This window comes from Bacillus sp. TH19, assembly GCF_016651075.1.
GTDB lineage: Bacteria > Bacillota > Bacilli > Bacillales > Bacillaceae_G > Bacillus_A > Bacillus_A mycoides.
In genome coordinates this window covers 1-19826 of record NZ_JAEKEO010000001.1, presented here as the reverse complement: position 1 = coordinate 19826, position 19826 = coordinate 1, and the positions used below count along the sequence as shown (strand labels likewise).

12 protein-coding genes, 4 pseudogenes and 2 riboswitches are annotated in these 19826 nt (G+C 32.6%); of the genes and pseudogenes, 5 read left to right on the top strand and 11 right to left on the bottom strand.

The features are described from left to right. Nucleotides 1-332: 332 nt before the first annotated feature. The 6 genes and pseudogenes from JFU54_RS00080 to mgtE all read right to left on the bottom strand — a co-directional run bounded on the left by JFU54_RS00080 (nucleotide 333) and on the right by mgtE (nucleotide 7017). Entirely contained in the window at nucleotides 333-479 is a 147-nt protein-coding gene (locus tag JFU54_RS00080) for a hypothetical protein (RefSeq protein WP_176127015.1), read from the bottom strand. A gap of 282 nt (nucleotides 480-761) precedes the next feature. Next, nucleotides 762-1604 carry an arylamine N-acetyltransferase family protein gene (locus JFU54_RS00075; protein WP_151304090.1) on the bottom strand — a complete coding sequence of 281 codons (843 nt, stop codon included), beginning with the start codon at nucleotides 1602-1604 and terminating at the stop codon, nucleotides 762-764. A gap of 269 nt (nucleotides 1605-1873) precedes the next feature. Then, nucleotides 1874-2413 (bottom strand): annotated as a pseudogene (locus JFU54_RS00070) (methyl-accepting chemotaxis protein); the annotation flags it as partial. A gap of 299 nt (nucleotides 2414-2712) precedes the next feature. Beyond that, on the bottom strand, nucleotides 2713-3606 hold the full coding sequence (locus JFU54_RS00065; RefSeq protein WP_002187237.1) for a cation diffusion facilitator family transporter: 894 nt from the start codon (nucleotides 3604-3606) through the stop codon (nucleotides 2713-2715). 824 nt (nucleotides 3607-4430) lie between these two features. Next, on the bottom strand, nucleotides 4431-5528 hold the full coding sequence (locus JFU54_RS00060; protein WP_078205576.1) for a phosphodiester glycosidase family protein: 1098 nt from the start codon (nucleotides 5526-5528) through the stop codon (nucleotides 4431-4433). 160 nt (nucleotides 5529-5688) lie between these two features. Then, the gene (gene mgtE / locus JFU54_RS00055; protein ID WP_201063423.1) at nucleotides 5689-7017 is read right to left on the bottom strand and encodes a magnesium transporter; all 1329 of its coding nucleotides are present in this window, start codon (nucleotides 7015-7017) and stop codon (nucleotides 5689-5691) included. A gap of 277 nt (nucleotides 7018-7294) precedes the next feature. Further along, nucleotides 7295-7462, bottom strand: a riboswitch (M-box (ykoK) riboswitch). Nucleotides 7463-7982: 520 nt separating this feature from the next. Then, nucleotides 7983-8159: riboswitch (M-box (ykoK) riboswitch) on the top strand. Nucleotides 8160-8277: 118 nt separating this feature from the next. On the opposite strand from mgtE, the pseudogene JFU54_RS00050 reads away from it, so the two are divergent. After that, nucleotides 8278-9473 (top strand): annotated as a pseudogene (locus JFU54_RS00050) (FtsW/RodA/SpoVE family cell cycle protein). A 247-nt stretch (nucleotides 9474-9720) separates the two neighbouring features. On the opposite strand, the gene JFU54_RS00045 reads toward JFU54_RS00050, so the two are convergent. The 4 genes and pseudogenes from JFU54_RS00045 to JFU54_RS00030 all read right to left on the bottom strand — a co-directional run bounded on the left by JFU54_RS00045 (nucleotide 9721) and on the right by JFU54_RS00030 (nucleotide 14888). After that, nucleotides 9721-10758: a serine hydrolase domain-containing protein gene (locus tag JFU54_RS00045; RefSeq protein WP_201063421.1), complete on the bottom strand. Its 1038-nt coding sequence runs from the start codon at nucleotides 10756-10758 to the stop codon at nucleotides 9721-9723. Between the two features lie 235 nt (nucleotides 10759-10993). Continuing rightward, nucleotides 10994-11980: pseudogene (locus JFU54_RS00040) on the bottom strand (choloylglycine hydrolase family protein). A gap of 398 nt (nucleotides 11981-12378) precedes the next feature. After that, nucleotides 12379-13590: an aminotransferase class I/II-fold pyridoxal phosphate-dependent enzyme gene (locus tag JFU54_RS00035; RefSeq protein ID WP_201063419.1), complete on the bottom strand. Its 1212-nt coding sequence runs from the start codon at nucleotides 13588-13590 to the stop codon at nucleotides 12379-12381. Nucleotides 13591-13685: 95 nt separating this feature from the next. Beyond that, the gene (locus JFU54_RS00030; RefSeq protein ID WP_201063417.1) at nucleotides 13686-14888 is read right to left on the bottom strand and encodes an MFS transporter; all 1203 of its coding nucleotides are present in this window, start codon (nucleotides 14886-14888) and stop codon (nucleotides 13686-13688) included. A gap of 426 nt (nucleotides 14889-15314) precedes the next feature. Between JFU54_RS00030 and JFU54_RS00025 the strand changes: the two genes are divergently transcribed. From JFU54_RS00025 to JFU54_RS00015, 3 genes and pseudogenes are all read left to right on the top strand, one after another. Further along, nucleotides 15315-16193: a class I SAM-dependent methyltransferase gene (locus tag JFU54_RS00025; protein WP_076539111.1), complete on the top strand. Its 879-nt coding sequence runs from the start codon at nucleotides 15315-15317 to the stop codon at nucleotides 16191-16193. Nucleotides 16194-16211: 18 nt separating this feature from the next. Beyond that, nucleotides 16212-17276: an acyltransferase family protein gene (locus tag JFU54_RS00020; protein WP_201063415.1), complete on the top strand. Its 1065-nt coding sequence runs from the start codon at nucleotides 16212-16214 to the stop codon at nucleotides 17274-17276. 52 nt (nucleotides 17277-17328) lie between these two features. Beyond that, nucleotides 17329-17753, top strand: a pseudogene (locus JFU54_RS00015) (YvaD family protein). A gap of 393 nt (nucleotides 17754-18146) precedes the next feature. Here the strand turns inward: JFU54_RS00015 and JFU54_RS00010 are convergent. After that, entirely contained in the window at nucleotides 18147-18389 is a 243-nt protein-coding gene (locus JFU54_RS00010) for an ArsR/SmtB family transcription factor (protein WP_201063413.1), read from the bottom strand. A gap of 407 nt (nucleotides 18390-18796) precedes the next feature. Here JFU54_RS00010 and JFU54_RS00005 point away from each other — a divergent pair, with 407 nt between their 5' ends. Next, nucleotides 18797-19783, top strand: coding sequence for a nucleoside hydrolase (locus JFU54_RS00005; protein ID WP_201063639.1), 987 nt, complete (start codon nucleotides 18797-18799; stop codon nucleotides 19781-19783). Nucleotides 19784-19826: the final 43 nt, after the last annotated feature.

Here is a 19826-nt window from a genome sequence, read left to right as displayed (position 1 = left end):
ATTTGACTACTATTAATCAATTTCGTTTCTTTTCAATTTAACAGTAATTAATTGAAAAAAGCTGCTATTCTATTAGCGAATCAAATAAGGCATAAATTGATGAAAACAAAATCTTTGTAGACAATAGTGTGGGATTTTTTGACACATCTGCTCAATGAAAATAAAAAAGACCATTGTATTTTATAAAAGTTACAATAGTCTTTTTTTAAAATCTTATATCATCATATTTGATATTTATTATTTCTCTTTTCCTTTTTCCTCAATAATAAATTTTGAAACTAATTTCGATAAAGCTTCTACTTTTTATTTTGTTAGATTGATTCGATATCTCCTCAATTGATACTTAAGCCTATTATTACATTTATACCTTCTACTTTAAGAGTCTTACTTAGATTATCAATAAATATAGCATAAATGGAAAATAAGATACCCATAATTCCACCAGTAAGCCCTAATCTGTATTCTGTTGTTCTTCTCAAGATTAACACTCCTTAAAATACAATATTATTCTATTAAAAGTAAAATACAAATCAGTTACTTTTATAGCTATATTGATTTATAATTTTATGAACGAAAAAGCACTCTTTCGAGTGCTTTTTCTAATACTGCATAAAAAATTATGCTTTTCCACTCTTAAAACATATTGTAAATAAAGTATACTAACTATCTCAATTGAAATTATATAAAGGTATAAAAATGTAATTTTATTTAAACAAATCTATTTTTAAACGACAAAGAAATTTTATATGAGTTAGTTTAAGCTAGCCTCTTTCTAAAATTTTATCGAGGTATTTATCTAGAGAAATATTAAATACTTCTTTAAGAATCTGCTGATATTCTTCTTCATTTATAGTTCGTTTACTTTTTTGGCCTTTTCTTGTTTCTGTAATACTTTTTTTAGTAAGCGAAATATGTCCATCTTCTACTAATTTGCAGACAATGTATCCTTTGTTAAAAGGTGATTCGGGGTGCTCTACAATAATATTTTGTATAGCATTTACTTTGTTGGAATCAATTTCATTTAATGAAAACGCAAACCCAGTACACCATGTATTAGTAGGCTCAGAATTAAGGAATTGGGCACTCTCCCCATTTTCTCCTTTTTTCATTTCAAGTAGGTAAGTTCCTTTTTCAGTATTCTGTTTACGAATACGATATTTTCCCGTTTGAGATGAGATCACTTCACCGCTAAATGGAACTGGGTGCAATGGAAGATGTGAGGCAAGTCCCCCATCTACAATGTATTTTTGATTATTATAATTTAAAATAATAATTACATGTCCATCGTCAGGTTTCCATTTACCACCACCTAAATCGTAGACTGTACCAGATATGCGATAGACATCAAATCCACAATCAAGTAAAAAATAATATAATAGTGTATTAAGCTCGTAACATAGTCCTCCGCGTTGAGTTATGAGTAATTTTTCTTGAACATTTTTTCTAGTAATTTTTCGGGTATTTTTGTCCATAACGTCTAAATTTTCATAAGGTATTACATATGCCATTTGCTGAAGAATTTCATGTAAATTTTCAAAGCTTACATCTTTTTTCGGAGTTATCTGTAGCCGTGAGAAAAAATTTTTTTGTAAATCAGTCAACATTGTATATAACCTCCCATTTATAGAAAATTTAACCATTGAACATAATGATACACTAAATAAATATATAATCAAGTGTAATAAAATAAAATCAAGTTCTTTATGGTATGTTTTTATATAAGACATAGCATAAAGCTATTTATTATATGAAAATTTATCCAAAAACAAATTTCACGTTCCTTGAGGAAGGAGTCTTCTTGGCTAAAATGATAAAAAAGTACAGGCCTTTAATTGATTAAGGACCTGTACTTTTTTGTCATATTTGATATATTTTATTTCTCGTTTTTTTGCTCTTCAATAATAAATTTTGAAACTAATGCTGACAATGCTTCTACTTTTTCTTTTATTTTGTTAGATTGATTCGATATCTCCTCAATTGATGCTGCTTGTGATTGGATTGAATGTACAGTTTGAGTTGTTTCCTTAGCTACTTGTGTTGCTGTTTCAGAAACACTCGACATAGAGGCATTTACTTCTTCTGTCGCTGCAGATACTTCTTGAATTTGGCTAGTGATTTTATTAATAGCCACCATAATAGATGAGAATGCTTGATCTGCTTTATTAGCAGTTTCTTTTCCTTCCGAAGCTTTTTGTTGGCCTTTTTGCATTGCATCAACTGTATCTTTTGTATCTCTTTGAATTAATTGTATTAAATTATTGATTTCATTTGCGGATTTTTTAGACTTCTCAGCTAAATCCCCCACTTCTGCTGCCACCACCGCAAATCCTTTTCCATTTTCTCCAGCACGTGCAGCTTCAATTGAGGCGTTTAAGGCAAGAAGGTTTGTTTGTTCAGCAATATTATTGAAAATGAACCCTCATATATTAATTCATTCCCCTCAATGTTGATGCTTTGTATAAAAAAATTCAAAGGTAATTGTAATTGAATTAGAGAAAATACGCGAAGGTTGGGAAATTAGTAAATCATAGATAAAAACGTCCTATATTTTAATAGGACGTTTTTTCTTCTATAAATAATGTATTTGAGATGTATTGTACTCATAACTATAAATGTTTTTTAATTATGGACATTATACAAGTCGACCAATTCTCCAATATCTAAAAAGGACGGTTTAACTACTTACTTATATCTATCTATAATTCAATAAACCTACTTCTCCTCATACCATGGGTTTAAATGAATTAGTACTTCATATATTTCTGGGTTCTGATTTATAATAGTAGTTTTTATATCCCTACAAATATCATGTCCTTGCTGGATGCTTAAATGTGCCGGAACACTAATTCTAATATCAATTAATACATAGTGACCATGATCACGTGCGCGCATTCTATCAATTCTTTTTACAAAAGGATGGGCCTGAATTATCCTCTTATATTCACTACATTTCTCGGTATGAATACCACCTTCCATTAATATATATATTGATTCTTTCCCCATACTAATTGCTAACTTTAATACGAAAAAGGAAACGATAATACCAGCTAAAGGATCCCCATATGCTGCATATGGAATGGAATAGATATTGTTTATCAAAGCAATACCAATTCCAATTACAGCTGCAATTGAGGCATAAACATCAGCAAGATGATCATAAGCAGTTGCTATAAGCCCTTTGCTGCTTGTTTTTCGACCAATTCGTATTGTGTATACATATAAAATTTGCTTCCATATTAATGAAATAATCGCTGCTATAAAAGCAATTATATGGGGTTCTGTCGCTGGTTCAAATAATGACTTTATTGATTCATAAGCCATAAATAAAGCCGCTAAAATTAAAATCACAGCTACAATTCCTGATGATATAACTTCTGCTTTACCATGTCCATAAGGATGATCTTCATCAGCTGGCTGGTTTGAAATTTTCATTGATCCCAATGAGGCTACGGATGCTACAACATCGGCAGCATTATGAATCCCGTCGGCTAATAATACCTGACTTTTGAAAAGTAAACCGACTATAATTTTGATGAGAGTCAGAAATATATTGCTAATTACACTAATCCATGCTGCCAATAAGGACGTTTTTTGGTTAGCATTCATAGTTATCCCCACCTTAACTTTACTCTTGTTTCAAAATATTATTGTTTAATTCAATTGTGTAGTTATAAGTCTATGTCTCATCATTTTAATTTCTTTCATACATTACCCAATAATAAGTGTGTGGGTCTATACAAACATTTTCTCCCATCAGTAAAGGTTTAAAGCATAACTTACTTTGTTCTTTTATCCTTATTTGTTATGAAGTGTAAAAAGAGTGACACAAAATGCCATGCTTTTATTATTCCTTTTACGTTTAGTATTGGAGTTACTTTAACATCCTTAAAATAGTAATTATGATTGAATAAAAAGACGAGAGTTGGAAATTAGGAAATCATAGAAAAAACGATCTATAAGATGTAATACTGAACCTAAAATAATTAAAGATAAATAAGATATACTACACGACGACGCATGTTGTTTAACAATGTAGTTTTAGGGTGTATTATCCCTTTGCTTGATACACCTATTGTTTATGTTTTTTATCACCCTTTTATCATTACAAACATCAAAGCGACTAATGTGTTGCTTTGATGTTTGATGAAATGTTTTCAGGTATGATTACTAATTCATTCTGCGCATTAATCTTTACTCATCTGATCACAACAATTATTTTTACAGGTTGTCCATTTCACATAGCTGTAGCAAATACTATAAGATTAAAAGCATATAATTGAATATGAGTGTAAACTGTATACATTATTTATCCTTCTTTTAACTTCTTGGAGATTTTCCATATGATTGAGTATCTCTTTACGCTTTTCTTTAATTACACTCTTTGTATGTTAGTTTTTAAACTTTAATTAATCCTTCATTTATTTAAGAATTCATAAATCAGTTGAAATATTTGCATCAAATTCATCTGATTTTTTAGTATCTATTTTTTTCCCATCTATTGTCATCTTTATTTTTTGTTTTTGGTTTGCTGTTACCACCCAAGTATTTGGTAAATAACGATCTTCATGTGATAATGTAGAAGGTGAATTTATAACCTTTCCTCCTAAATATAGCGTAGCAGAAGAACCTCCATCCATTGCCATTGCATTTATTGCTCCTTTTTCATATAGAATATCTTGACACTCTTTTAACGTGGCTCCTATGCTATGTGTTTGTCTACCATCTATCACTAGAAACATTATTGTGCCATCTTCTTTTTGAGCCATAATACTTCGTGGAGCAGAACCCCAACCACCGTCTCCTTCTGTGATCATTTTTTCTCCATTTACAATTAACTGTGGCATAAATCCTGCTGCTGAAACGACTTGTTTATCCAAAAGTTGTTGGGTAGAATAATTTCCTGTTATCATTTGTCCAAACTTTGTTAAACCGGTAATAATTGTAGGGGTATTTTTATCTATATTTGTATCAATAGCTTTTCCATTTTCTATTACTATTCCAGTTGCAACATTTCCTCCACCTCTTCCTGTCTCATCAGCAAATCCACTTGCATTCACAGCAACAAGTGCATGATTACGTTTTGCCATTACACTAATTTTTTCTCCCCTGTTAGCTCCTTGTGTTCCTTGATGGCTAACAAGTTTAACATTGAAGGGATTGCTAATGGTAATTAACTTTCCTTCGAAAAGAAAACGACTATCTTTATTACTTTTAATTGTTTCTACATCAATTTCTAATGGCTGATTTTTTAATTCTTCTAATCTTTTTCCTGCTATTTTTTTATAAATAGCCTCATCACTATTTGACCATTTTGGATGATTAATTCTATCTTGCAGTTTATCTAGTTCCTTTTGGGATAGGAATGTATATTTCGCATATTGTGGATGCTGAGAAGTTAGTATACTTCCAGCAATTGTTACACGAAGATCTCGGCCATAGTTAGTACCAAATAATATTCCTATGCCAATAAGCATGAAAATAGAAAAAAGAAGCAAAATTCGTTTGAAGATTTTTCTTAGATGTTTCATAGGTTTCTCCTCCGGCATTAATTACATTCAATGAATCCTTTAAGATATTATTTGCCTAAAGACAAAAGTGTTTGTTTCCCTCATTCCCGAGTTCCCCACTATGTCTTGGCAAGCAAAGCAAAATACTTATTCTACATTTCGTATTTATTTCAGTGTATATTTACAAATTTAATAACGTTTTTGCAACCATGAAATAAATTACTAATCCTGTTCCGTCAACAAATGTTGTAATAAATGGACCAGAAACGACTGCAGGATCTAATTTTAATTTTCTCAGAATCAAAGGTAAAACAGCTGCAACAAGAGAGGCCCAAATAACAATAAATAATAAAGTGATTGCTACAACTTGTGCAACTTCTGTTCCAACTCCTAACATATAAGCACGAGTGAGCCCAGCTACCCCAAGTGCAAGTCCGAGAAGCATACCAATTGCAAATTCCTTTTTCATTACACGGAAAATGTCTTTAAATTTCACCTCTCCAATACCGATTGCACGAGTAATTGTTGCTACAACCTGTGTTCCTGTATTTCCTCCAGTACCTACTAATAACGGTACAAAGAAAGCTAAGGCAACTACTGTTTCAATTTCGTCTTCAAAATACTTTAGTACTGTACCTGTATATGCTTCAGCAACAAAAAGAAGCAATAACCATGGTAGACGTTTGAAGAAAATGCTCCAAATACTAGATTCAAAGTAAGATTGATTTAACGGTTCACTTCCGCCTAACTTTTGGATATCTTCTGTAGCTTCTGCTTCCATAACATTCATTACGTCATCAAATGTTATAATACCAATCATTTCATTATTTACTGTTGTTACGGGTAATGCTGCTAAATTATAATTCAGTAGCTTTTTTACAACTTCTTGCTGATCAACTTCAGCGTGTACTGAAATTACCTCTTGAATCATGATAGTAGATAATATTTCTTCATCTGCTGCTAGTAATAACTCATGTATGGAAACGATTCCCTTAAGATAACCATGACTATCAAGAACATAGATATAAGATATTGATTCTACATTTTCAGAATGCTCCCTAATGTACTTCAATGTCATTTTTACTGACCAATTCCCTCTAACTGCAACAAAATCACTTGTGACAAGACTTCCTGCCGTTTCAGGTTTGAAAGCCATTAATTTTTTTACATTATGTTTTGTAATTTTATTTAAATACGCCATTAATTTAGCTTGTTTTTCCGGATGAACCGCTAGAAGTAGATCTACTGTTTCATCAATCGGTTGTAAATCTAGTAACTTTTTAGCTTTGTTTTCAGATAAGTGAATTAAGATATTATATTTTTCTTCTGTACTCAAATGTTGAAGAATTTTTGAGCTTTTTAATACAGGAATCTTATCTAGTAATATGACTTGATCTTCAATTGAAAACCGTTTTACTTCTTGCGCAACATCATACGACGGATGACGTAAAACTTTCTCTGCATCCAAATTATTTTGGGTTACAAGTAATTCATTTAATAATTTCTTCATGTTAACTCCTCCTTATATTGCTAAGGGAGACTCTAGAGTTTCATGAGTGGTTTTGTGTTATTTTATCTGTCTAAAATTTTTATTAGAGCATTAATAGTTACATTGCTATCAATTTATTATTTAGAACTACCTCCTTTTTGAATATAGACAAGATAAAAATAAATAACATTAAACAAAAAAACCTTTACTCAAAAAGGAGTAAAGGTTTTTTACAATACAAATAAATGATTATTAAGACAGCTCTGTTAAAGTCCCAGAGTTGTCTTTCTATCAAATCGTATACCACTCCCTCGTTGAGTTTTAGCACTGTATAGCATAGGTTTTTATAACCAGCTACATTAAAAAGGGCCTTAATCCGACCGTTCCTGTTGACCCATTGGCGTCTCTCGACATTTTTGGGCAGCAGCGTTTCTCTATACAGGAGCCTCACCTAACAAAGATTATTGAATTACTTCAAAATTTAAACCAGATTTTAATATTTGTCAACTAACGTTCAATTCGATTCATAAAAAAATTATTTTATAGAAAAATGAAATTATATTCTATTACAAATTTAAAATTCCACTTAAAAAACATAGAATTCAAATAGATTTAATTAAAAGAAACGTTATAAAACATATGAAATCTCGTATATGAAGCTTATTGTTTATGATGAATTTTTAACTTTATAACAGAAGTGGAATCATTAGTCATACCGTACTTCAAAAGAACATTCTTCAAAAAATCTTATTATATGACTAAAATCTTCTTTACTGTTTATCAAATTTATATGGTTAAACTACTTAATCATATACACCCCAAGTCGAAAATATGTATCTATATGAGACGATTAAATACAATTTCTCACATCATTTCTCAAAGAATTATAAAGCAATAAAGAATATAAAATTAGCGATACGTATACTTGACAAGCAAAAAAAAAGTAATTATGCTGGCTACACGAAACAAATACATAAAATTTATATTGCTAAACCTGTTAGGTGAGGCTCCTATACAAACACAGGCTATTGCCCAAAAATGTCGAAAGACGCCAATGGGTAGAACAGGAATTGTCGGATTAAGGCTCTTCTTAAGATAGCTAAGTAATCAATTTCCATTACTTTACGTTGTATAGTGCCAAAGCTCTACTAGGGGGAGGAAAGCTTTATTTAGTCATGCCAATTTAAATCCCCCTAGTATGTAACTAGGGGGGATTTTTGCGTAAGAAAACAGGGTGTAAGCTATAGAATCTTTCAAAACAAAAATACTATTTAGTAGTTGATGAGAACAAGATTCTACTCATTAGCAAATGTGATATTAAGTGTTAATGTAAATCAGGAGGATATTAAAATGAAAAAAATATTAAAACTCGATTATCTATTGCTCCTCCCTCTATTCATAACATGTACTTTAGGTATTATCATGATGTATAGCGCGAGCTCCATTGTTGCTGTTCAACATTACGGTTATAACAGTAGGCATTTTGTTGATTCTCAATTAACAAAGCTATTTTTAGGAACAATAGGGTTAATAGTTTGTGCTATTCTCCCTTATGAAATATGGAAAAAACGAATAGTCTCTATCTGTATTATGGTTGGGGGAATTTTTTTATTAATTATGGTTTTGTGGAAAGGAAAAGTGGTAAATAATGCTCAATCATGGATCTTTGGAATACAGCCAGCTGAATTTCTTAAATTAGGAACAATACTTGTAACAGCCCGTTTTTTGCATTACGACAAGAACAAGCTAAAAATATTTGGAGTGGTAGCGGAAAACTTTTATTTTTTTTAGCTGCAATTTTTTTCCTAATCTATAAACAGCCAAACTTAGGATCTGCACTTTTAATATTAGGTATAGGTTTTAGCATATTTCTTTGCTCTGGAATAAATGTAAATCTATTAATTAAAAGAATTATAATTGGTTCTATTTTTTGGTTACCTTTTTTATACTTTTTAATTCAATTTAGCTTGTCAGAAGTTCAAAAGACACGTATTACTACAATTCTCAATCCCTTTGTTGATGCGCAAGGAAAAGGATATCAGCTTGTAAATTCTTTTATTGCCATTGGCTCTGGAGGAATTACTGGACGTGGATTCGGAAATAGTATTCAAAAAACAGGTTATCTTCCAGAACCACATACTGATTTTATAATGGCTATAATTTCTGAAGAACTTGGATTTATTGGTGTATTTATTATATTGGCTGGAGTTTTGACTATAGTACTTCGCTCCTTAAAAATTGCACAACTATGTGTAGATCCATTCGGAAGTTTTATAGCGATTGGTATAGGGTGTATGATTGGTATGCAATCGGTTGTTAATTTAGGGGGGATTACGGGAATATTTCCTCTTACGGGTACCCCATTTCCGTTTGTAAGTTTTGGTGGAAGTTCTTTAATGGTTAATTTAATAGCAATAGGAATATTACTTAATATTTCAATTTTCAATAAAATTAAGTTCGACAATCATAATATTTAAATATAAATTTTTTTATATATTATTCTATTTTTCATAATTGCTTTTTGGAAATAATAAAATTTAACTCCATTGAGCAATCTATGTTCAAATAATGTCTAATTAAGTTTTTAACTGTATGAATATTAATTTTATTTCCAAAAAAGGCAGGCATTAATATATGCTTGCCTTCCGTTTTCAAAATCAATTATACCTAAAATAAAGTGGGGTAAACCAAATCCAAAAACTGTCTTCTACGCTCTATTTTTTTTTACTTTTCTAAAACAATTTCTGCTATTTCATTAGCATATTTTTTAGAGTCATATTCATCATAGTTACCTAGTACCACAACAGACAAAGATTCTTCTGGAAACCGCATGAAGTGTGAACGATAACCTGCCCAGCTTCCTGAATGCTCCAAGTATTTACAGTTAAAACCTTCCGCAAGCCTTAGCCCAAAAGCATAATCTTCATTGTCAATAATCGTCTCTCCAGTTGGAGAAATTTTTGGACCTATTTCGCTCATCCTTTTAACAAGGTCATTTCCACCAACGGTACCTGTAGTTAAATTCTCTCCCCATTTTACCAGGTCTTCAACTGTTGCATGAACTGCCCCATCCCCTGTATGTTCCCAAGGGCTTTCATAGATTTTATATGTTCCTTGCTCATTCTTCGAATATCCACTAGTAATTGATATAGTAGCTGGGTAGTAATCTACAATTGTTGTGTCTCTCATATTTAAAGGGTCAAAAATACGCTCCTTTGTAAACTGACGTAGAGACTTGCCACTTACCTTCTCTACCACTTGTGATAATAAAAAATATCCTGTATTGCTATACTCAAATTTTGTTCCAACCGGGAATCTTGCAATTTGATGATTTCTAAGGTGTTCTAGCGATTCTTCCACTGTTAATGTATCCGTATATTTAATATTTACTGCTTCAGCCAATTCCATATAATCAACTAGTCCACCCGTGTGATGAATTAGATGTCTCAATGTTACAGGTTCAGCATATGCTCCTATAGAAGGGACAAACTTTACAATTGAATCATCTAAATTCAATTTCCCCTCTTGTTCTAAGAGTAATATAGAAAACGCTGTAAATTGTTTAGAAACTGAGGCAATATTAAAAACGTTTTTGGTAGTTATGGGTAGATTTTTCTCTATAGAAGCTAAGCCAACTGCACCTTTATAAGTTACTCCGCTATCGAAACCAGCGATATATGCAAAGCCAGGAGCTTTTGGTGGAAATTTGTTAAATAATTGTTTAATCGATGTATGTGTCCTTTCATTATATATATTATTCATCTCAATCACTTACCCTTCGCTTAAAATGATCAGAAATATATTGAACTATTATCTTTCTCATATCGAATTCAATTGGACCACTTTTGTATTTCTACCCCCTACCATAAAAAATACTACATATAAAAAAATATCAGTATGAATGTAAGTGTTTAAAGTCATAGTATGAGTCGTATCATCTATTATAAAAAAGCAAACTTAATTAAGTTTGCTTTTTTAAATGTTCTTCCAAATCTAATTAGTTTTCATAAAATATCTTCTGCTTCCTGTGGAACGGATATGTTTTTATTTCTTCTGTATCTAAATTTTCATGAAATAAATGAATAGCTATAATTTGTCTACAATCATAGGTATGGTAATAATATGTACCGGATTCCATACACATTGCACTTGTATATATGGTATTGTCTAATGTACCTTCGTCCGTTATCACTCCACCTTTTGGAACCTCACAAGTTGATAAGATATGAAATATGGCCGATACCCCCTCTTCTTCGTTATCTATACCTTGAATATTTTGTTTCCCAAATGCTGCCCGCACAAACCTTGATGGTGGGGTGAAATCCCCAGGTAGTCCCATCGAACCCGATCCTTGTCCAAAAGCACTTAATGGCAAATCACTCCATTGTGTTGGCGCATATGGCTGCGATTTAAGACCAATAAATTGTCTTAAATTTTGTAAATGCCAGTTAAACTCAGGACTATTGGTCATTACCCCAAGAGGATTATCATATATTTTTAGTCCTTCAGTTGTCGGCTCTAGTACAATACAATCTCCCCATCTATCCGCTAAAATCCAATGTAGCGGTGGAGTAACTCCTAAAACAGGTAATGGTACATCCAAAAAGGAAATACTATCTACAGATTTCTTTAACTCTTCGACAGAATTGAATTGTGTGAGACTCCATGCCACAAAATCAAATGGAGCCAGATTCGTTTTATTGTCATATATACTGTTACTATAAGTAGCGAATCCTGGAAAATAGAGTTTTGCACATGTCATACCTGATTCATTTACTCAGTCCGCCAGTAGTATCCTTCCTTGATGGTTAATCCCCATCCCGACAACAGCTTGCTTCGCCTCGCTGGTTTCACCAGTTATATTGTTCCATTGATAACTTCGAGGAACTATTATTACTTCTTGATTGAATTCTAATGTAAAATCCATCGTTCTTGCAAAAAGATGCTGACCGCTTTTTGTCTGTAATGTCAAACTAGTACACATAAAGAACACTCCTTTATTTAGTTTATTTGAACAAAAACATATTTAATTTCTATCCTTAAGTTGATGGATGTGTGACATTACCCCTTATAAGGGTTTATGTTGTTATAAGGGTTTCCATCTGGATAACTTCCAGTATGTGATTTTACATAAGTAGCGTCATTTCTGCATTATCACAACTCATGAATAGTAAATATAGAATATCTTCACAAAAAAAACTAGAGAAAAGTTCTCTAGTTTTTTTCTACTACTGTGTAAGTAGTAGGACAAGTTAATATATATATCACCAAGATTTTACATATTATGCAATGCTTTTTTAAAAAGAAAAATAGAGGCAGTAAACTCACTCTATTTTTCAATGCAATATAAACTCAATAAATAACAGAACGATTAACATTAACTTAGTTAGTAGATAATACACCTACTTCATTTTTAATTATGTTAAACTCATGGCCAACCTTCTCGAAAATATTTAGTATTTCATCAATTTGCTCATCTGTGTGCGTAGCCATAAATGATGTGCGAAGTAATTCGCTTCCTTCCGGTACTGCTGGAGAAATAACTGGATTTGTAAATAAACCGTTTTGCATTAAGCCCTGCCAAAATGAAAATGCTTTTGTAGTATCACCTATAATGATCGGTATAATTGGTGTTTCTGTTTCACCTATGTTGAAACCTAATGTTGTTAATTCACCACACACTTTTTGGGTAGTTTGAGACAATCTATCGCGTCTTTCTGGCTCACTTTCTATGATATCCAATGCTTTTATTGTGGCAGCTACACTTGAAGGAGTCATACTCGCGCTAAAAATCATGCTTCTTCCCTGGTGCTGAATGTAATCAATAACATCGGCATCACCAGCAACAAATCCTCCTAAACTACCAAATGATTTACTAAACGTACCAGTAATCAGGTCAATATCAGACTCGACATCAAAATGCTCACATGTACCACGGCCATTTTTTCCAAGAACCCCAATTCCATGTGCATCATCAACTAACACTCGTGCACCATATTTCTTTTTCAATTCTACTATTTCCTTGAGTTTTGCTAAATCGCCTTCCATACTGAAAACACCGTCAACGATAATTAGTTTCCCTACGTTTTCTGGGCAACTTTTAAGTTGTTTTTCAAGGTCTTCCATATCATTATGGCGGAAACGTTTCATTTTTCCGTATCCTAGACGTATACCATCTACAATAGAAGCGTGAACTGTTCGGTCAATAATTGCGATATCATGTCGTCCTAATAGAGGGGAAATCGCACCTAAATTTGTCTGAAATCCTGTTGAAAATACCAATGCTCTATCTTTATGTAAAAACCTTGCTAACCGTTCCTCTAGTTCTTCATGAATGGATAAAGTTCCGTTTAAAAACCTTGAACCAGATGAAGAAGTTCCAAACTTTGCGGCTGCTTCCGCAGAAGCTTCTATTAAACGTACATCGTTAGATAGACCTAAATAATCATTAGAACCGACCATCAACATTTTATTGGAATCCACAACTATCTCTGTTCCGAATTTATTTTGTATCTTTTTGAAATAAGGATACATATTATTTTCTCGTAATCCCTTAACAAAATCCCAATCATAACACTTTTTAAATATGTCCATTGTTTTCCTCCAAATATCCCTGATATCATTTATTTTATAATTGCTAATTCCAATTTCCTTAAGCACAATAAAAACTAAGTTATAAGGCTATTATTCTATAAATAATTTTTATGTTCGGTCTTTTTTGTTTCGCCCTTCAAAAATCTTAATGCAATGCTGTAACATACCAAAATGGCACTTAGAATATAAAGAGCTGTTGATACATTAAACATATCTGCAAAAAAGCCACCGAATATTGGACCAATCATCATTCCGACAGAGTACGCAACATTGAAAACGGCAAATGCAGTAGCATATGCTCCCCCTCCTAAGCGATCAACAGAATTCGCTAGTTCTGGAAGTGTAGGTGTCAAAACCAAACCAGCCGCTGCCCCTAAAAAGAACAATATAACTCCTTCTAATACCAATGAATTTGGAATCGTTACTAAAGGTAAGAATACAGCCAGAATGATTAAACCAATCATCATAATAGAAAAAGTCCCACTTTTATCTGATAACCAACCGGCAATTGGACTTGCCAATCCATATGCAAGAGTTGTAATCCCGAACAGAAAACCTATATGTACAGTATTTGCGCCTAGATGTTCCATAAGATAAATAGGCAATGTTGGTTCTAGAATGCTTATTGCGGATGACCCAAGTAAAACAACTCCAAAGATTTTTAACACTTCAAAGTCCTTAAATATTTTCAGGATGTCTACACTACTTGCTTCTTTATCTTTCGGTGGATCTTCTAATAAAAACATCCTTGCTAAACCATCTAATAACGCAATACCGGCTGCCAGTAGAAAAGGTAGTTGATATCCTCCCCATTCATATAACAATCCACCAACAGGTGCCCCTAGAAGTGTTCCAGCTGACATGAAAGTAATAACGGTCCCTAAAGCCTTACCTCTTTTATTTGCTGGGTATAGGTCGGTAATAAGGGCTAAGCCAGCGGTCCATGTGGCAGCGGCGGCAATCCCCTGTAATAGCCTTGCTAGAAGTAATATGTACATATTACTTGCGAAAGCAAACATTAAAGTGCTTGCTATTAGTACTACCATTCCCCAAAGCATTGAGCCACGTCTTCCGAACTTGTCAGATACTACACCTAAAATCGGGGTAAAAACTATAAAAGTAAAAGCATAGCAACTTATTAAAATCCCAACAGTAGTCTGAGAAGCTCCAAATTTCGTAACATATAAAGGGACGATAGGAACCACTAAACTATATAGCAACATATCGATAAATACGGCCATAGAAATTACAAGTAATCCAGTTAGCGGATTTTTTTTCAGACTTTGAAATCTTGTCACTCAGTATTATCCTCCTTTCTGTTGAGATTCTGGAAATAATTGACGATTTTAACTCGTCTGAAAATTATGATATGACAATATGGCATCGTCTGTCAAATACTTCTAATTATTTTATCTAAAAGTTAGGATATGACTCTATGTCATTTTGTGCTAAATAATTCTGATTAATTCTAATTAATTGCCCCTTTCTATTAACATCTTAGTAAATTTTGCAATCTTATTCTGAGAAACTAAGCTTAATTTTATTTATATAATTTGTATATCATGTACATAAAATATAACTTGACGAAATTTTTTCTCAGTGATAGCATGAATTCTGGGTTTGCAAATTCCGTTTTTTTACAAATGACATCTCATTAGGTCACTCTAGTATTGTTGGTAGGTAGCCGTTTTAATCACTAATTAACTATTTACGGAGGGAAATTCATGTTAAACAAAGTCAAATTAGCAGCACGAGTTGCATGGTTTAAAGTTTCGAATCAATATGCAGATAGCTCCAAAGATTACGATAAAGCTAGTGATGATTATGATTCTTTCTTTTCTAGTACAATGGGAATACATTCACTAGGTTTACTAAATAAAATGAATATACAACCTGGACAACACGTATTAGAACTAGCTTGTGGAACTGGTTTTATTACTGCGGAGGTGGCCAATCGTCTAAATGGTGAAGGCACTATTTCAACTGTCGATCAATCTGCTGGTATGCTAGACGTTGCACGGAATAAAATATCTAAATATTCTGGATTGAAATTCAATATGCACCAAGGAGATATGGTGGAATTTTTAAAACAAATCCCTAGCTCAAGCATTGATACGGTGGTGTGCGGTTGGGCTATTTGCTATACAAATCCAGCTATTTTTCTCAAAGAGGTCCATCGTGTTCTAAAATCTAATGGCCAAGTTGGAATAATAGAAACAAGATGTGATTCAGAAGAAATTCTTATGAAAGCATTTGAACGGGTTCTTAGTAATGACCCTACATATTTAAAACGTTACATCAGTATTAACTTGCCACCGAATTCTCTTACCCTACAAAAATGGTTTAATAAAGGGAATTTAAATACAATTGATCGCTGGGAAGGGGAACAAATCCTGCCTTGTAAAGATGCAGAAGATGCGATGGAATGGGTTTTTCGTTCTGGTGCCGCAGCTGGCTTCTTAGATGTACTCGATAGAGATAGAGAAGAAGAAATATTACATAAAATTAAAGAACAAATAAATCTATTTATTCAACAGGGCAATGAATTTAAATTAAGCCATACATTTGTTGCTGGGGTGGCATCTAAAGGTAGTAGTATATGAAAGGCGGAAGACGAGTAAATGGGCAATGAGAAACTCCATTATATAAACAACTTAAAAGCATTTCTTGCTGTTTTAGTTGTCTTATTTCATACGAGTAGTGCCTACGGGGGAGCTGGAGGATGGTATTATATAGAACCGTCGGATGATACCATTTCCACATCTGTCCTTACTCTAATAAACGCTCTATGCCAAAGCTTTTTTATGGGCCTTTTCTTTTTTATCGCAGCATATTTTTCACCTAGGTCTTTTGACAACAAAGGCTTTTCTAATTTTTTGAGAGATAGAGTTCCTAAACTTCTTATCCCTGCTTTTGTTTATTTCTTTGTTTTAAACCCCTTGAGTATCAACCTTGTAAAGAAACAAAGTTATCTCTCGTCATTAGGCTTTTATAATTTATGGTTTGTTATGGCGTTATTCTACTTTACTGTAATGTATGCCATAATCAGAAAAACTAAGGCAATAAAAATACCGCAGATTAGTTTCCCAGGCATTATGAAAATATTCGTCTTTATTATATTTATGGGTATCTGTAACTTTATTGTTCGATTACTGTTTCCAACTGATCGACTATACATACATGACTTCACACTTGGATATTTCCCTCAGTACATTGCATTATTTATAATCGGAATCATTGCATACAGAAATAACTGGCTAAATCAAATAAACGATAGAGTTGCATCCATTTATTTTAGAATTTCAATAGTTTCTATAATAACGATGCCTATTGTATTCCTTTTAGACGAGGATCGCATAAATTACTTTTTCGGTGGGTTTACACTTGAATCGCTATACTATTCTTTTTGGGAGCCATTTACATTTGTAGGCATAATTTTAAAACTATTAGTCCTATTCAAGAAGAAATTAAACTATACTACTCCCCTACTTAGTATAATTAGCCGTTCTAGTTATTCTATATATATAATTCAGGGACCAATTATTGTTGGCTTACAACTTATGTTTAGTTCGTTTGATTTAAATGTTATTTTAAAAACGATTACAGTTACAAGTTTGACCTTAGTTTTATCACTAGGGATAAGTATTCTATTGCTCCGTATTCCTAGGGTAAACAAAATAATATAAAGTACATCCTAGACATGACATACTATATACTAAATTTGTATAGGAGGAAAAAATGAAATATTTAAAACCATTTTTTTCGTAACTGATATTGGGTTTATTCTTTATTGGCTAGTTACTATTTTCCACCTTATACCGGAAAGTTGGGCATTTAAGGATTATGATAATCCAATCATCGTGGCATGGAATTGGTCGTTTTTCCCGCTGGATATATTAATCTCCATTACCGGACTTACCAGCATATACCTATATAACAAAAAACGTTCTTCTTGGAGTTCCCTTGCTTTAATATCACTGATTTTAACATTTTGTTCTGGTTTACAAGCCATTGCATTTTGGGCTTATAGCAATGATTTCGATATTACTTGGTGGGTATTTAACGGATATTTACTTATCTATCCATTGTTTTTCATTAAAACTGTTGTTGCCCCAAAAGATAATGATAATTTTTTATACTCATCAAGAAATCACAAAATATAGTACCTAAAAGTCACTATAAACTCTCTTTTATAGTTCTCCCACAAAAAATACCCTTCGAGCTAGACACTTTTTAGTGACTATTTCGAAGGGTGTATGGGAAAAGTCTAAGGATTATAAAGACTGGGTAGAAAAAAACATATGATGAATTAAAGATAATGTAAAAATGGAGAAGCAGCTGTATAGCCAATTCTCCTTTTTTATTTAAGGTGAATAGCAGATTACATTCAAATTCTGTAAATAAACCTCACGGGTATACAGTATGCAACAGGAATCTTTATTATTTGCCGCGAATGTAAGGTAGAGCATATGTGAATAGGGTAATTGTAATGAACGTATCTCATACAATTGATTTTTCAGGTAACCGTTTAACTAATTGTATAAACTTAAGATGTATTATTCCATTTCTAGTCCTTTTCGCTCAGATCTTAATATTTTCCCTTTCATTTTGGATAAGTGCTGCGAAACAGAGGACTGTGGTATGTCCAAAATCTCAGTTAATTGAGAAACGTTGAAAGACTTTTGGCTGCTTAATTCTTGCACAATCTGAAGCCGAATGGGATGTGCCATTATTTTTAAAATCTCAACATCTTCTTCCGTAATAATCCGTTTTTTTGAATCAAATGTAATGGAAGTCATTGTTTCTCTCCTTTATTATTGTATTTTGTTCTGTTTGATTGTGAAGTGCATCAAGATTTCTATAAGGTCTAGTATGCATCGTCGTCATGTTTGTGTTCTACACGATTCATTGCTTGAGATGCTTAATTTTATTTATTCGAATGTAACAGTTGTTAAAATGAAATGTATCACCTACCCCTATTATAAATCTGGAATGTAAATATTTTACTACAGATTCATTACAAAAATATATTTTTTCAAAACGTCTTATTTTCGAAATAAACATTTTATTATGGAGGGATTTTTATTCTTTAGGTTGATGGAAATGTATGGTACCCCCTTTAGTTTAACTACATATGAATAGAATCTACTCTTTAGGAATACATAAAATATATATGTACATGCGTAGTCTAATCACTACATCCTTAGTGAAAGTAGGATTCTATAATTTTTGGAGGAAGACATATGAAAAAAAGGTTCTCCTGTTTACAGATTTGGGAATTGATGATGCGTTTGCTATGCTGTACACCTTTTTTCGTAAAGATATTCAACTTGTAGGGATTGTAGCCGATTATGGAAATGTATCAAGAGAAAATGTAATAAGAAATATTAACTATTTGAAGTACATTGCGGGAAAAAAAGAGATACCTGTATTCCTTGGTGCTTCTGTACCGTTGACGGGTATATTGCTTCAGTATTTCCCTGAGGTACATGGAAAAGTCGGATTAGGACCTATCATTCCCCCTGAAATTTCTTATCCAGTTTATCCTTTAAATGATATTTATCAAATTATACATTCAAATTTAGACGACCTTACAATTATCAATTTGGGAAGACTCTCTTCGCTAGCTACGACCTTTGTATTGAATTTAGAAACAATGCGAAACGTAAGAGAATGCATTTGCATGGGCGGAGCTTTTTTCTATCCAGGTAACGTGACTGCCGTTGCTGAAGCTAACTTTTACGCTGACCCTTATGCAGCAAACTTAATTCTGCAGCATGCGAAGAACTTAACAATTATTCCGTTAAATGTAACTCAACATGCGATTGTTACACCCGAAATGGTTCAGCAAATCGATGCATTTCATCGGAATACACAGGATCTTGCAGGACTCATCATCAAACCTATGTTAGACTATTATTATAATTTCTACTCCAAGTCTAATCCTGGTATAAGCGGAAGCCCTATGCATGATTTTGTAACAGTGTGGTATTTGCTGAATCAAGAGGCTGTTAGCCTTTTAAGAGTACCCATTAAAGTTATTCCTGATCAAGGAGAGGGATTTGGTCAAAGCATTGCAGACTTTCGTTTTGCTACTAATCCAGGCTATAAAACGCATAATGTAGCTTTTCAGTTTGATTATGAAAGATTTAAGAAGGATATTATGGAAACGTTCTTAAAGAAGAGAGTGTAACATACTTTATTAACTTCAAATAATACGAATTATGTGAATGAAA

Bases quoted from the DNA above. Each gene is read 5' to 3' on its own strand.
- JFU54_RS00075 (WP_151304090.1), bottom strand. From the start codon at position 1,604: ATGTTGACTGATTTACAAAAAAATTTTTTCTCACGGCTACAGATAACT.
- JFU54_RS00065 (WP_002187237.1), bottom strand. From the start codon at position 3,606: ATGAATGCTAACCAAAAAACGTCCTTATTGGCAGCATGGATTAGTGTA.
- JFU54_RS00060 (WP_078205576.1), bottom strand. From the start codon at position 5,528: ATGAAACATCTAAGAAAAATCTTCAAACGAATTTTGCTTCTTTTTTCT.
- mgtE (WP_201063423.1), bottom strand. From the start codon at position 7,017: ATGAAGAAATTATTAAATGAATTACTTGTAACCCAAAATAATTTGGAT.
- JFU54_RS00045 (WP_201063421.1), bottom strand. From the start codon at position 10,758: ATGAATAATATATATAATGAAAGGACACATACATCGATTAAACAATTA.
- JFU54_RS00035 (WP_201063419.1), bottom strand. From the start codon at position 13,590: ATGGACATATTTAAAAAGTGTTATGATTGGGATTTTGTTAAGGGATTA.
- JFU54_RS00025 (WP_076539111.1), top strand. From the start codon at position 15,315: ATGTTAAACAAAGTCAAATTAGCAGCACGAGTTGCATGGTTTAAAGTT.
- JFU54_RS00020 (WP_201063415.1), top strand. From the start codon at position 16,212: ATGGGCAATGAGAAACTCCATTATATAAACAACTTAAAAGCATTTCTT.
- JFU54_RS00010 (WP_201063413.1), bottom strand. From the start codon at position 18,389: ATGACTTCCATTACATTTGATTCAAAAAAACGGATTATTACGGAAGAA.